This window comes from Pedobacter sp. D749 (assembly GCF_019317285.1).
Taxonomy (GTDB): Bacteria; Bacteroidota; Bacteroidia; order Sphingobacteriales; family Sphingobacteriaceae; genus Pedobacter.
Genome location: NZ_CP079218.1, coordinates 3,125,378 through 3,138,189, shown reverse-complemented (window position 1 = coordinate 3,138,189; position 12,812 = coordinate 3,125,378). Strand labels below are relative to the sequence as shown.

General features: G+C 36.1%; 14 protein-coding genes. 8 read left to right on the top strand and 6 right to left on the bottom strand.

The genetic code is table 11. From position 1 onward, the window contains the following. The first annotated feature begins 104 nt into the window (after positions 1 to 104). From KYH19_RS12650 to KYH19_RS12635, 4 genes are all read left to right on the top strand, one after another. A complete protein-coding gene (locus KYH19_RS12650) occupies positions 105 to 1,052 on the top strand; it encodes a YbbR-like domain-containing protein (RefSeq protein WP_255562414.1) in 948 nt (315 codons plus the stop codon). Next, the gene (gene coaE / locus KYH19_RS12645; RefSeq protein ID WP_219075380.1) at positions 1,052 to 1,669 is read left to right on the top strand and encodes a dephospho-CoA kinase; all 618 of its coding nucleotides are present in this window, start codon (positions 1,052 to 1,054) and stop codon (positions 1,667 to 1,669) included. The genes KYH19_RS12650 and coaE overlap by 1 nt, the downstream gene beginning before the upstream one ends. 48 nt (positions 1,670 to 1,717) lie before the next feature. Then, entirely contained in the window at positions 1,718 to 2,662 is a 945-nt protein-coding gene (locus KYH19_RS12640; RefSeq protein ID WP_219075379.1) for an exonuclease, read from the top strand. Between the two features lie 104 nt (positions 2,663 to 2,766). Continuing rightward, a complete protein-coding gene (locus KYH19_RS12635) occupies positions 2,767 to 2,913 on the top strand; it encodes a DUF5522 domain-containing protein (protein WP_219075378.1) in 147 nt (48 codons plus the stop codon). A 55-nt stretch (positions 2,914 to 2,968) separates the two neighbouring features. On the opposite strand, the gene KYH19_RS12630 is transcribed toward KYH19_RS12635, so the two are convergent. From KYH19_RS12630 to KYH19_RS12605, 6 genes are all read right to left on the bottom strand, one after another. Continuing rightward, positions 2,969 to 3,574, bottom strand: a complete 606-nt coding sequence (locus KYH19_RS12630) for a Uma2 family endonuclease (protein ID WP_219075377.1) — start codon at positions 3,572 to 3,574, stop codon at positions 2,969 to 2,971. Positions 3,575 to 3,705: 131 nt separating this feature from the next. Continuing rightward, the gene (locus tag KYH19_RS12625) at positions 3,706 to 4,299 is read right to left on the bottom strand and encodes a Uma2 family endonuclease (protein WP_219075376.1); all 594 of its coding nucleotides are present in this window, start codon (positions 4,297 to 4,299) and stop codon (positions 3,706 to 3,708) included. 133 nt (positions 4,300 to 4,432) lie between these two features. Further along, positions 4,433 to 5,026: a Uma2 family endonuclease gene (locus tag KYH19_RS12620; protein ID WP_219075375.1), complete on the bottom strand. Its 594-nt coding sequence runs from the start codon at positions 5,024 to 5,026 to the stop codon at positions 4,433 to 4,435. Positions 5,027 to 5,180: 154 nt separating this feature from the next. Continuing rightward, positions 5,181 to 5,897 carry a ZIP family metal transporter gene (locus KYH19_RS12615; RefSeq protein WP_132404171.1) on the bottom strand — a complete coding sequence of 239 codons (717 nt, stop codon included), beginning with the start codon at positions 5,895 to 5,897 and terminating at the stop codon, positions 5,181 to 5,183. Positions 5,898 to 5,900: 3 nt separating this feature from the next. Beyond that, positions 5,901 to 6,464: a phosphatase PAP2 family protein gene (locus KYH19_RS12610; RefSeq protein WP_219075374.1), complete on the bottom strand. Its 564-nt coding sequence runs from the start codon at positions 6,462 to 6,464 to the stop codon at positions 5,901 to 5,903. Continuing rightward, on the bottom strand, positions 6,461 to 7,192 hold the full coding sequence (locus KYH19_RS12605) for a bifunctional 2-polyprenyl-6-hydroxyphenol methylase/3-demethylubiquinol 3-O-methyltransferase UbiG (protein WP_219075373.1): 732 nt from the start codon (positions 7,190 to 7,192) through the stop codon (positions 6,461 to 6,463). Before KYH19_RS12605 ends, KYH19_RS12610 begins: the two co-directional genes overlap by 4 nt. Positions 7,193 to 7,566: 374 nt before the next feature. Here KYH19_RS12605 and glmM point away from each other — a divergent pair, with 374 nt between their 5' ends. From glmM to KYH19_RS12585, 4 genes are all read left to right on the top strand, one after another. Beyond that, on the top strand, positions 7,567 to 8,952 hold the full coding sequence (glmM, locus tag KYH19_RS12600; RefSeq protein ID WP_132404162.1) for a phosphoglucosamine mutase: 1,386 nt from the start codon (positions 7,567 to 7,569) through the stop codon (positions 8,950 to 8,952). Positions 8,953 to 9,082: 130 nt separating this feature from the next. Next, entirely contained in the window at positions 9,083 to 10,231 is a 1,149-nt protein-coding gene (locus KYH19_RS12595; protein ID WP_219075372.1) for a cysteine desulfurase family protein, read from the top strand. Positions 10,232 to 11,253: 1,022 nt separating this feature from the next. After that, positions 11,254 to 11,457 (top strand): hypothetical protein, encoded by a 204-nt coding sequence (locus KYH19_RS12590; RefSeq protein ID WP_025143865.1) that lies wholly within the window; start codon positions 11,254 to 11,256, stop codon positions 11,455 to 11,457. A 73-nt stretch (positions 11,458 to 11,530) separates the two neighbouring features. Beyond that, on the top strand, positions 11,531 to 12,430 hold the full coding sequence (locus KYH19_RS12585) for an MBL fold metallo-hydrolase (protein ID WP_219075371.1): 900 nt from the start codon (positions 11,531 to 11,533) through the stop codon (positions 12,428 to 12,430). Positions 12,431 to 12,812: the final 382 nt, after the last annotated feature.

Below are 12,812 nucleotides of genomic sequence, written 5' to 3'. Positions count from 1 at the left end.
TTGAGCAGTCCCGAAAACTTTCGGGACTGTTTTTGTTTTACTACATTTGATTAAATGCATTTTGGATAGAGTTTTTCCAGCTTACAGTTAATATTTAATTTATTATGCCCTTCATCAGGTTAACGAAGATTGAAAAAAGACGTGTGTTTAGCTTATTGGCCTGCTTGATGCTGGCTATAGCTGCATGGCTTTTTATGGCATTAAACAACAAGTATATTTATGTAGCAAAGACTGTATTGGTTTTTAAAAATACCCCTACCAAAAGAGCATTTTACCCTTTACAATCAGATACTATAGATTTACAGGTAGAAGGTACAGGCTGGCAGCTCCTGTTTGCCCGTTTAAGGATCAGTCCGCCTTCTGTTTCTGTTAGTCTGAGTCAGCTGAATACCAAAGACTTTGTCGTTTTCTCCGATCAGCTTTTTAATATCAACAGGCAGTTAGAAAGTACACAAAAAGTAATTTCTGTTAAGCCCGATACCCTTTATTTTGATTTTACTAAACGTGTAGTTAAAAAAGTTCCGGTAAAACTGATTGATAAACTCAGTTTCGAAAAACAATATGGCATTTCGAGCGAGATTATCCTTAACCCAAAATATGTTAAGGTGGCTGGCCCGCTGGAAGAACTTTCAAAAATAGAATTTTGGCCAACTGATACGCTTAAACAAGATAAAATACAGAGCAGCAGTACAACCAGGGTAGCCTTACAGCACAGTATCCACAAAAATGTTAGCATCTATCCATCCTCTGTAGAGGTTAAAGTCCCTGTAGACGAATTTACTGAAAAAACCATTGAGGTCCCTTTAAAAATTACCAATAACCGAAGTTATAACAGTATTAAACTTTATCCTAAAAAAGTTAAAGTTACCTTTTTAGTGGCTTTAAGCAATTATGACCAGGTTGATGAAAGTTTTATTACCGCAACTATTGATGTTGATGAATGGCAAAATTTAGGGCATCGCCGCTTTACGGTCAAGATAACCGAATTTCCAGATTATTGTAAGTTGGTAAGCGTAAGCCCTTCAAAAATAGATTTCATTGTAGACAAATAATGTATAAAGTAGGTATAACAGGTGGTATAGGCAGTGGTAAAACAACGGCCTGCAAAGTTTTTGAAGTATTGGGGATTCCGGTGTTTTACGCTGATACCGTTGCTAAGGAAATTATGTGTGAAGATGTTTTATTGGTTGCAGGAATCAAATCTGCTTTCGGAAATGAAAGTTATTTTGAAGATGGAAAACTGAACAACAAACATATTGCCGGCATTGTTTTTAATAACGAAGAGGCGTTGGCAAAATTAAATGCATTAGTTCATCCGGCTGTTTTTAGGGCATTTGATGCCTGGGAAGAAACCATACCGTCAAATACACCTTATACACTTAAAGAGGCTGCCTTGCTTTTCGAAAGTGGTTCTTATAAGATGTGCGATACTACTATCCTGGTTACTGCACCCTATGAAATTAAATTGAAAAGGGTAATGCAACGCGACGGTGTTTCTGCAGAACAGGTCAAAGCCCGTATGGACAAACAATTAAGCGACGAAGAAAAATCGAAAATGGCTAATCATTTCATTGCTAATGATGAACAGCAATCAATAATCGGGCAGGTTTTAGCTTTACACCAGGGATTTTTAAAGGCTGCGGTGGCTCTTAAAAGCACCAATGTATAAGTATTTACTCCAATCATATTATCCCCTAAATTCTATTCACCTTTATAAATGATTTTAGAAGACTTCATTGCCATTACGCCAACGGGTTTATACTGTGTTTACGGCGATTTTTACCTGGATCCACAACAACCGGTAAATGAAGCGGTGGTTTCACATGCCCATGGCGATCATGCCATTGGTGGAAGCCAGAATGTATATTGTACTGCTGCTACTGCAACTTTTATGAAACACCGTTACCGGAAATTTGCCGCGGTTGATTTTTTCACCAAAAGTTATCATGAATCCTTCAAAATAAAAGAAGTTACGATTACTTTTTATTCTGCCGGACATATTTTGGGCTCTGCACAGGTTTTAATGGAATACAAAGGGGTAAAGTATCTTTATACAGGTGATTATAAGATTGAACCGGACAATAGCTGTGAGCCTTTTGAATTTGTAGAAGCAGATGTTTTAATTACAGAAAGTACCTTTGCTAATCCGGAAACCAAACATCCTTCACCAGTAGATGAAATTAAAAAGCTGAATGAAACCAGCGCGAATATTATGCTTGGTTCTTATGCATTGGGCAAAAGCCAGCGGATAATACAATTGCTCAATGAGTATTGCCCCACGAAGAATATTATGGTTCACCACAGTATTATGCCTTTTGTTAAAATCTATGAGGACTATGGTATAAAAGTAGGAAATTACAAAATGTACGATAGAAAGGTGATGAAAAATAATCAGGAACATCAGGTTTATATTGTGCCGCCGATGGTTTTTCACAGTTACCATAAGGCAATAAATGTAGTACGTGCCTTTGCTTCCGGATGGAAGAACCTGCAGCAACAAAACGGGATTTCACTTTATATTTCTGATCATGCCGATTGGGATGCAATTTTAGAAACCATAGAAAAAGTTAAACCAAAACAAGTATGGACTTTACATGGTGATGGTAAACAGCTTAAAGATTATTTTAGAAATAAACTGGAAGTTAAAATACTCAATGGTTAAAAAATGATTGAATGAGGCGATAAAGAAAAACGATTAAAAACATTCCCTCATTTAATATTCAATCATTATAATTCCCTCATTCAAGATTCTCTCAGTCAATAATTATGTTAAAAGAAGGCGAAGATTTTTACTTTAACGAAGATAGACTGATGGTTTTTACTGAAGCCTACCATTTAAAACGTGGTTATTGCTGTAAAAATAAGTGCAAACACTGCCCTTGGGCTTATGGCAAAAAGAAAGAAAAGAAGTAGTACGGTAGGTAGTTGACAGTTTTTAGTTTACAATTCTCGGCTTTTGTTTACAAACTCATTTATCCTTATTAAGGCGAACGTGATCATAAATATCGCTTAAAGCCACTTCAAATCCCATTGAAATTAGGGTTAGGGTATCAGAAATCTCCTTGTGCTCGTTAAGTTTCCAGTTATTTTCATCATCAATATAAAAGGCCTGGATCCAAACCGATTCTGAATCGATCATAATGTATTCTTTTAACGAAGGAATATCTTTATACAGCATAAACTTTTTGCCTCTATCGTAATTTTTTGTCGAAGGCGAAAGGATTTCGACGATTACTGTTGGTAAAATTGAGGTGTCTTCATCAATATCAATATGTTTTATATCGTTACAGTAGATAGAAATATCCGGATAGGTGAATAAGCTATTCTCGGGAATGTTCATCCGCTTATCACTTCCAAAAATGTGGCATGACTTCCCTTTTAATTTGCCGCCAACTGCTAAAAAAATATTAGAAAACAGCCAATTATGATTATCTCCGGCTCCAGACATCGCAAATATCTCACCTTGGTAATATTCATGTTTAACTGTCGCTTCTTTTTCCATCTCCAGATATTCTTCAACAGTATAACGCCTTTTTTGATAGGCTACTGCTGGTTCATCTACAATATTTTCCATATACTAATTTACCTGAATTATAATTGAACATATAATAAATAAACGATTAAACGTTTAAAACGGCTTTTGTTTTAACAGGTGTTCGGCTTGCGCTTTAATAATTAAAACAAATAGGGTTAAGCTCTCCGATTTCAAAAGGTAACATAATAATAAATATCATTTAGCGCTACATTGAACCCCATCGAAACAAAGGTTAATGCCTCAGAAAGCTCTTTCTGTTGATTGAGCACCCAATTCTTTTCTTCATCGATATAATAAGCCTCTACCGAGACCGATTCCGAATCGATCATGATGTATTCTTTTAACGAAGGAATATCTTTATAGAGGTTAAACTTCTTGCCTTTATCATAATTTTTGGTTGAAGGCGAAAGGATTTCGATGATGACAGTTGGCTGCAAAATAGTGTCTTCATCTTCATTTAAATGTTTAATTTCGTTGCAATAAATGGAAATATCAGGATAAGTAAATAGCGTATTTTCTGGGACATTCATTCTCATATCGCTGCCAAACGGAATACATTTAGATCCTTTTAGTTTATGAGCAAGAACCCCGAAAACATTTGAAAAGATAAGATTATGGTTAAAGCCAGCACCAGACATGGCGAATATCTCTCCCAGAAAATATTCATGCTTTTCTGTTGATGCTTTTTCCATCTCCAGGTATTCTTCAACAGTGTAATGCCTTTTTTGATAGGCTACAACAGGTTCATTTACAATCTCATCCATATACGAATTTACAGATGTTTTTTTGAAAAGGTTAAATATATAAACGATTAAACGTTTAAAACGGCTTTTGTTTTAACAGGTGTTTGGGTTTGCGCTTTAATAATTAAAACAAATAGAGTTGAGATCTCCGATTTCAAAAGGTAACATAATAATAAATATCGCTTAGCGCTACATCGAACCCCATCGAAACAAAACTTAGCACATCAGTAAGTTCTTCATGTTTATTGAGTACCCAATTTTGCTCATGATCAATGTAATAAGCTTCAACCAAAATAGATTGCGAATCGATCATAATATATTCTTTTAATGAAGGAATATCTTTATAAAGCATAAACTTTTTGCCTCTATCGTAATTTTGGGTTGATGGCGAAAGGATTTCGACGATTACAGTTGGTAAAATTGAGGTGTCTTCGTCAACATCACTATGCGTTAAACCATTGCAATAAATGGAAATATCAGGATAGGTGAATAATGTATTTTCGGGAATATTCATTCGTTTATCAATTCCATAGGGTCTGCATGGCTTACCTTTAAGTTTGTTGCCTATTTCTATAAAAACATTACTGAAAATCTCATTGTGGTTATCGCCAGCACCAGACATTGTAAATATCTCTCCCTGAAAATATTCATGTTTTTCTGTTGATACCTTTTCCATCTCCAGGTATTCTTCAACAGTATAGTGCCTTTTTTGATAGGCCACAACAGGTTCATTTACAATCTCATCCATATACGAATTTACAGATGTTTTTTCATAAAGGCTAAATGTATAAACGATTAAACGTTTAACACGGATATTTCCTTAGTCAATTGATTAACTGTCCAAATCGGTTAATTGACAAATAGTCTAATCGGAAACTGCCAACTGAAAACTGCCAGCTGAATTAGTGTCCGGCAAAGAAACCAATCAATGCTACACCAATGCCCAATAAAACGGCAATCATTTTGCGGGTATTGATTTTATGATCGGCACTCGATTCAAATAAGATGGTGGTAGAAATGTGTAAGAAAATACCAATCACAATGCCCATAATTTTATTGAAATAAGCATCAAGGCCACCAATAGTACCGTTACTTAAACCAACGCTTACATAAAAGCCAAGGGGTGCCATAATCGCAAAAACAATCAGGTAAAATACAATGCTGCCTTTCTTATAATGGTTTTGCATTAATATACTCGCCAATGCAAATGCTGCAGGAATATGGTGTAGCGAAATACCAAAAATCAATTCATTATGCTGCTCTTTTGCCAGCGGCATCCCTTCTAAAAAGGCATGTAAACACAAACTGATCATAATCCCGAAAGGGAAAACATGCCCGTCATGATGTTTATGGATATGGCCATGTTCTACACCTTCTGAAAATTGCTCTAAGAAGATCTGCAAAAGGAAACCAATCAGTATGAATATACCAATTTCAGTTTTATCAGGTCCGCTGTAGGCATCTGGAATTAAATGTAAAACCGTAATGGCAAATAAATAGGCGCCACTGAAAGATAAAATCAGTTTAAGTAATTTAGATTTATCACTTTTAACCAAAAAGATAGCCGTTCCGCCTAAAAAGGCACAGAAAAAGAGTACGCAGAGTTTCCAGATTTCCATAGGTTAAAAATCAGGTTGTAATTTTTTAAATATTTTCGAACAAATCATGCCAATTGTGATTCCTAATAAGGCGCCGGTTGTTACATCGACAGGGTAATGAACGCCAACATATACCTGAGCAAAACTGATAATAAACGCCCAAATCAGGCCAATAGGTAAAATAGGTTTCCATCTGCTGTAAAAAATGCAGATTAAAAAAACAGCTATAGCAAAATGATTGGTAGCGTGAGCCGATGGGAAACTTAAACCACTTCCACAAGGTACGCGATGGATAATGTCGTTTGATAAACTTAAATCATTGCAAGGCCTCACACGTGATACCCAGGGCTTTATAACCCTGGAGGCAATTAAATCACCCATGGCAAAGGTAAATAACGCCATTCCAATGATATAATAACCTTGTTTTTTGTATTGCCTGATGCAAAAAACAACAATAAAAAGGTAAAGTGGCGACCAGAAAAAACGGTTGCGCATTAAAGGCATCAGCCAATCAAAAAAGCCGTTTGAAAGTCCGCGGTGGATTTTCAAGAACAATTCTACATCAAATTGCTGTATGCTTTCTATCATGCTTTTTTACAGATTAAAATTAATCGGTCTGAGTTGTTTTCGTCAAAATCAGCTAAGTCATAATTGCCAAACATCTTTTCGATAACCATCCCCGCTTTGCTCAACATCCGTTCGAAATCTTCAAAGCTAAATGCCTGTACCCGCTCTTCGAAATGATACACTTTTTGCTTGTCTTCGAAATTTATCTTTTTAATAATTTTCCCATCGATAACATTTTTGGTAATGTGAAAAGTGATACCATCTAATGATTTTGTTTCACAGGAATTTAAATTGCGGATAATCTTCTCCGTGTTAAAATAATCAAGCACCAAAATCCCATCTGCGGTTAAACATTTACGAAAAGTTTTAAGCGCATTTACGTGGTCTTTTTCTGTATCAAAATAACCAAAACTGGTAAACAAGTTTAAAGCTACATCAAAATAATTGATGTAAAAAAGCCTCCGCATATCGTGAACAAGGAAGTGTAATTTGCTGTTTTCGAATTGCTTGGCATATTTTATGCTTTGTTCTGATAAATCTATTCCTGTAACATCAAAGCCTTTTTTATTCAGATAAATAGAATGCCGGCCTTTTCCACAGGCAATATCGAGCATTTTAGCACCGGCTTTTGGATGAAGGTAATCCGTGAGTTTATCTATGAAGAATTCAGCTTCAGCATCATTTCGTTGTTGGTAAAGAATATGATAATATGGCGAATTAAACCAATATTGAAACCACTTGCGCTGCATATAAAAGCCGTTTGTATCTTAAAAAGATGCAAATATAAGGTTTTACAATCGCTAGTAAAGTTTCGAGTGGTGTTTTATGCAACATTATTGCATAGAAATTAATAAGCCAGCGGTTGTGCTTTGCGGAGATTGAATCGCAGATGTACCTGATGTAATAAATTATTAAGGTTTTAATACACCGGTTGATAAGATGCCTGTTTTTTAAAAAGAACTCAAAATAGAACATATCTTTGATTTTGATATTGAAACTTATCTCTACTAATTACATGGTGTTTATAGATATAAAAACAATGTAAATTAACTTGCAGAAGCTGGGTAAAATAGCAGCTATCTTGTTTTTTTTCTTATTTTTGAGCCTCATCAAATTATATACAGTGACTTTAATAAAATCGATTTCAGGAATACGGGGAACCATCGGTGGAAGGGCCGGAGACGGCTTAACGCCATTTGATATTGTTAAATTTACGGCTGCCTTCGGTAGCTGGGTGGTACAAAAAACAGGCAATAAAAGAATAGTTTTAGGCCGCGATGCGCGTATTTCAGGTGAGATGGTGAATAATCTGGTTATTGGAACGCTACAAGGCCTGGGTATTGAGGTAATCGATTTAGGCTTATCTACTACGCCAACGGTAGAGGTTGCGGTGCCTGACGAAAATGCAGGAGGTGGAATCATTTTAACCGCAAGCCATAACCCAAAACAATGGAATGCCTTAAAATTATTAAATGCCAGTGGAGAATTTATTAGCGATGCAGATGGCAAAGAAGTTTTAGATTTAGCAGAAAGTGCTGATTTTGACTTCGCTGAGGTAGATAAACTAGGTAAAGTAATAAAAAACGATACTTATCTTCAAAAACACATCGATAAAGTTTTAGCCTTACCATTGGTTGATGTTGAGGCAATTAAAAAAGCTGATTTTAAAATAGTAATCGATTGTGTAAATTCAACCGGCGGTATTTTTATTCCTGCTTTATTAAAAGCTTTGGGAGTGAATAAGGTAGTAGAATTATATTGTACACCAGACGGATATTTTCCGCACAATCCTGAACCACTTCCTGAAAACTTAACTGAAATATCGAAAGAAGTTCAGAAACAGAACGCAAATTTAGGTATTGTAGTAGACCCTGATGTTGACCGTTTATGTTTTGTAAACGAAGATGGCAGCATGTTTGGCGAAGAATATACCTTAGTTGCTGTTGCCGATTATGTATTGAAAAATACACCTGGAAACACAGTTTCCAATCTTTCATCAACCCGTGCTTTACGCGATGTAACCGAAAAAGCAGGTGCTGAATACAATGCATCGGCAGTAGGTGAGGTAAACGTAGTTAACAAAATGAAAGAGACAAATGCCATAATCGGTGGTGAAGGTAATGGTGGAATCATCTATCCTGAATCGCATTATGGTAGAGATGCTTTGGTGGGTATTGCTTTATTTTTAACACATTTGGCTAAGTTTGGTAAATCTATTTCTGTACTTCGGGCCAGCTATCCTCAATACTACATCTCTAAAAATAAGATTACCCTTACGCCAGAAATGGATATCGATAATTTATTGAAACAGGTAGAAGAGAAATATAAAAATCAGCCATATAGTACAATTGATGGTTTGAAGATAGAATTTGATAAAACCTGGGTACATTTGCGCCGCTCTAATACGGAACCGATCATCAGGATTTACAGTGAGGCAGAAAATGAAACCATTGCCGAGAATTTGGCTAACAAAATTATTTCTGACATTAAAGAAATATTACACCTTTAATCTTTTAAGGTTTCAGGATCAAGCATACCTGTTCAGGGTTTAATATAACGATTAAACCTTGGGCATTTAAATCAGAGCTTGCCCTTAACAAGGCATCTTTGCAACAAAAAACTTTTAAATATTCATAGAAATGAAAAGGGTCTATTTAGATAATGCGGCCACAACGCCTTTAGATGCAGCAGTAATCGCAGAAATGACAAACGTGATGGAAAATTACTTTGGTAACCCATCTGCCATTCATGCACTTGGCCGTGAGGTGAGAACACTCGTGGAGAAAGCCCGTAAAACCGTTTCAGGTCTGTTAAATGCATCTCCGTCTGAGATATTTTTTACTTCCGGAGGCACAGAGGCCGATAATACAGCTATCCGTTGCGGAATTTCAGCTTATGGCATTAAACATGCTATAACTTCAAAAATAGAGCACCATGCTGTTGAGCATACCTTAAATACGATGCTTAAAAATGGCGAGATCGATAAATTAAGTTTCGTTAATATTGATGAAAAAGGGAATATCGATTATAACCATTTAGAAGAACTGCTTCAAAATAACGAGCGTACTTTCGTTTCATTGATGCATGCCAATAACGAATTGGGCACACTAACCGATATGGTTAAAGTTGGCGATATCTGCGAGAAATACAATGCTATTTACCATGCCGATACCGTTCAGACTATGGGCCATTATCCACACAACGTACGCGAGCTTAAAGCACATTTTATTGTGTGTGCTGCACATAAACTTCACGGGCCAAAAGGCGTTGGCTTTTTATACGTAAACAGCAATATTAAAATCCCACCAATGATTTACGGTGGCTCACAGGAACGCAACATGCGTGGCGGTACCGAAAATGTATATGGTATTGTGGGTTTAGCTAAAGCCTTAGAAATTGCTTATTCAGAAATGGATCATCATCAGTCGTACATTCAAGGCCTAAAAGATTATCTAAAAACACAGTTAATTGCTGAAATCCCAGGTATTGGCTTTAATGGCGAAACCGATGCCGATAAAAGTTTATATACGGTATTAAATGTTTCTTTCCCTGAAATGGACATGGCCGATATGTTATTGTTCAATTTGGATATCAATGGTATCTGCGCTTCAGGCGGTAGTGCCTGTTCTTCAGGTTCAAACATTGGCTCACATGTGCTAAATGGTATCAATGCCGATCCAAATCGTCCTTCAGTGCGTTTTTCATTTAGTAAATATACCACTAAAGAGGATTTGGATTACGTAATCGAAAAAGTTAAAATGGTAGTGAAGCAGAATGCTTTAGTATAAAATATCATTAACCAAATAGGAGAGTCCCGGTGAAAATTGGGACTTTTTTTGTGGGCAAACCATTAATCATTTTTTTCTGAAAAGGATATGCAGTAATTCATTTTAATTTTCTTCCTGCTTTACGCTATACGCCTGCAGGCTTTAAGCACTTGGCCGGTACCGCTTCAATCAGGTTTAACTCCATTAAGCTGGTGCTGCTATTTAAGGTTGTATGATGCAAGATAAGATTCATTTTAAAAACAAATTCGCTGCGCCCAGCAACCCCAAATAGTATTACTGGCTGCGCCACCTAAACCTGATCGGAACGAACATCCCGATTTTTTCGGGATAAAGTGAAGAGCAGGAGTATATCTTCCCAAGTACTACTGCAACTGATTTCCAAAAAATGCCCCTTAGATTTTAGCGCAATAATATTTAACTCCCAAAAATTAACTTGCAAAACTCAAAAATTAAGCTTAAATTTAATTAAACATAAGGCAATCCACGCCATTTTAATATAGTTCCAGAACGAAACCTTATCATAAACCCCATGGTATAAGGTTAAGCAAATTTAAAAAAGCTTTTATTAAGTATTAAAATTGTTAACCCTGAAAACCCACCAGGTTTTCAATAACCTATATCGTCATGGAAAAGAACCACAACACTCCGAATCTGGAAAACGCAAAGTTGGAAGAAAAATTAAACGAAAAAAGAAAACACATTTACAAATTTATCTTCAATCCGTTTTCTTTCGAATCTTCAAACCATTTCAATAAAATCCACAAAAGGAAATTTCATTCTTTCGGATGCATCCATGAAATGGGGAAATTGCCTGGAGCAATGTTGTAGAATCCTAGACTGGTCTTAGCGTCTCGCTAAGACTTTTTTTGCATGGAGACAAGATTAATTGAGAGGCCTTAGCGAGACACTAAGACTAGAGTAGTTTTACTATTTGTTTGGTGAGCCACCAAACATTAGAAGTGGATTAATAAAAACAATCTTATTTTTAGCTTGTTCCTATAGTATATCAATTTACAATTACTATGGAAACGAATAAAGAAAAAGGTAAAGTTGTTGAGAACGATTTACTGGATAAAACCGCAGAAGATATTAAAGAAGATAGAACTTTAGATGAAAATAAATCATCAAAAGTAACGACCAATCTGTTTAACAAAGATAAAGACCGTAAGAATAATTCCTTTGGTCCTGGGCACGAGCCAGGTACCACACCGGGTTCTGGTATATAATTTGTTATTTCAGAATCTAAATCATTAAATTTAAACCACAGCATTTGCTGTGGTTTTTTAGCTTAATCCCAAAATGGAAAGAAGAAAATTTATCAAAAATTCTGCACTGGCAGTGGCCTTGCTTTCAATTTATAAAACAGATGTTTTTGGGCAGCAAGAGCTGTTGCGTGCTTATAATTTTAAACCGCTCCGTAACGATGTTGGGATATTTACCGAACAGGGTGGAACTATTGGCTGGTTAAATTCGAGCAATGGTTTTGTAGTGGTAGATGCACAGTTCCCGACTACAGCACCTCATGTAATAGACGAATTAAAAAAACTGGGAGAAAAGCCTTTCAAATATTTGATCAACACGCATCACCATGGCGATCATACCGCTGGGAATATTTCTTTTAAAGGATTGGCTGAAAAAGTAGTCGCACACCAAAATTCATTGGTAAACCAAAAAAGAGGCGCAGAGAAAGCAAATAATTTAGATAAACAGCTTTTGCCTGATACCACTTTCGGTACAAAATGGAGCGCGAAAGTGGGCAACGAAAATATTAAAGCTTATTATTATGGTTCAGGGCATACCAATGGCGATGCTATTTACCATTTCGAAAATGCCAATATCGTGCATGTAGGTGATCTGGTTTTTAACCGTAAATTTCCATATATTGATAGAGAAAATGGCGCACACATTGGCAACTGGATTACTGCTTTAGATAAAATCCAGAACCAGTTTGATAATGATACCTTATTTATCTGGGGACATAGCCTTGATCCGGAAAAAGTAACCGGAAATAAAGCTGATGTTAAAGCTTATCAAAATTATCTTCAAAACCTGTTAACTTTTGTGGGCGGCGAAATTAAAGCAGGTAAAAGCAAAGAAGATATTTTAAAAACGACTACGATCCCAAATGCACCCGAATGGAAAGGAGAAGGCATTGAAAGAAGTTTAACTGCTGCTTATGATGAGCTGAAAGGGGTGTAAATATTTATTCGTTAACCACCCCTGGCCCCTCCTAAATTAGGAGGGGAGCTGGATATAACCTGGTTAACAATAATTTTCCGAGTTGATTCAAAGGAGTTTAACCACCGCTTATGATGAGTTAAAAGGGAGGTAGACAATCATGAGCTTATTAACCACAGATAAAAAGGATGTGCATAGATAATGGTATGATGCTTCCAAAATCTGTGTTTATCTGTGCACATCTGTGGTTAAACCAAGTAATCATTGCTGCAACAACCAACCTCCAAATCTATTTTCAATTTATAAACGTTCTATATTTAAAATAATCCTTTCAACGTCATTGAATTACCATAGGCTTTAGTGTTTAACAACTATATTTGTTACAATTCAAAATCTACAGCCC

Coding starts and splice junctions, on each gene's coding strand:
- KYH19_RS12635 (WP_219075378.1), top strand. CDS start 2,767: ATGTTAAAAGAAGGCGAAGATTTTTACTTTAACGAAGATAGACTGATG.
- KYH19_RS12590 (WP_025143865.1), top strand. CDS start 11,254: ATGGAAACGAATAAAGAAAAAGGTAAAGTTGTTGAGAACGATTTACTG.
- KYH19_RS12640 (WP_219075379.1), top strand. CDS start 1,718: ATGATTTTAGAAGACTTCATTGCCATTACGCCAACGGGTTTATACTGT.
- KYH19_RS12595 (WP_219075372.1), top strand. CDS start 9,083: ATGAAAAGGGTCTATTTAGATAATGCGGCCACAACGCCTTTAGATGCA.
- coaE (WP_219075380.1), top strand. CDS start 1,052: ATGTATAAAGTAGGTATAACAGGTGGTATAGGCAGTGGTAAAACAACG.
- KYH19_RS12625 (WP_219075376.1), bottom strand. CDS start 4,299: ATGGATGAGATTGTAAATGAACCTGTTGTAGCCTATCAAAAAAGGCAT.
- KYH19_RS12610 (WP_219075374.1), bottom strand. CDS start 6,464: ATGATAGAAAGCATACAGCAATTTGATGTAGAATTGTTCTTGAAAATC.
- KYH19_RS12650 (WP_255562414.1), top strand. CDS start 105: ATGCCCTTCATCAGGTTAACGAAGATTGAAAAAAGACGTGTGTTTAGC.
- KYH19_RS12605 (WP_219075373.1), bottom strand. CDS start 7,192: ATGCAGCGCAAGTGGTTTCAATATTGGTTTAATTCGCCATATTATCAT.
- KYH19_RS12620 (WP_219075375.1), bottom strand. CDS start 5,026: ATGGATGAGATTGTAAATGAACCTGTTGTGGCCTATCAAAAAAGGCAC.
- KYH19_RS12630 (WP_219075377.1), bottom strand. CDS start 3,574: ATGGAAAATATTGTAGATGAACCAGCAGTAGCCTATCAAAAAAGGCGT.
- KYH19_RS12585 (WP_219075371.1), top strand. CDS start 11,531: ATGGAAAGAAGAAAATTTATCAAAAATTCTGCACTGGCAGTGGCCTTG.
- KYH19_RS12615 (WP_132404171.1), bottom strand. CDS start 5,897: ATGGAAATCTGGAAACTCTGCGTACTCTTTTTCTGTGCCTTTTTAGGC.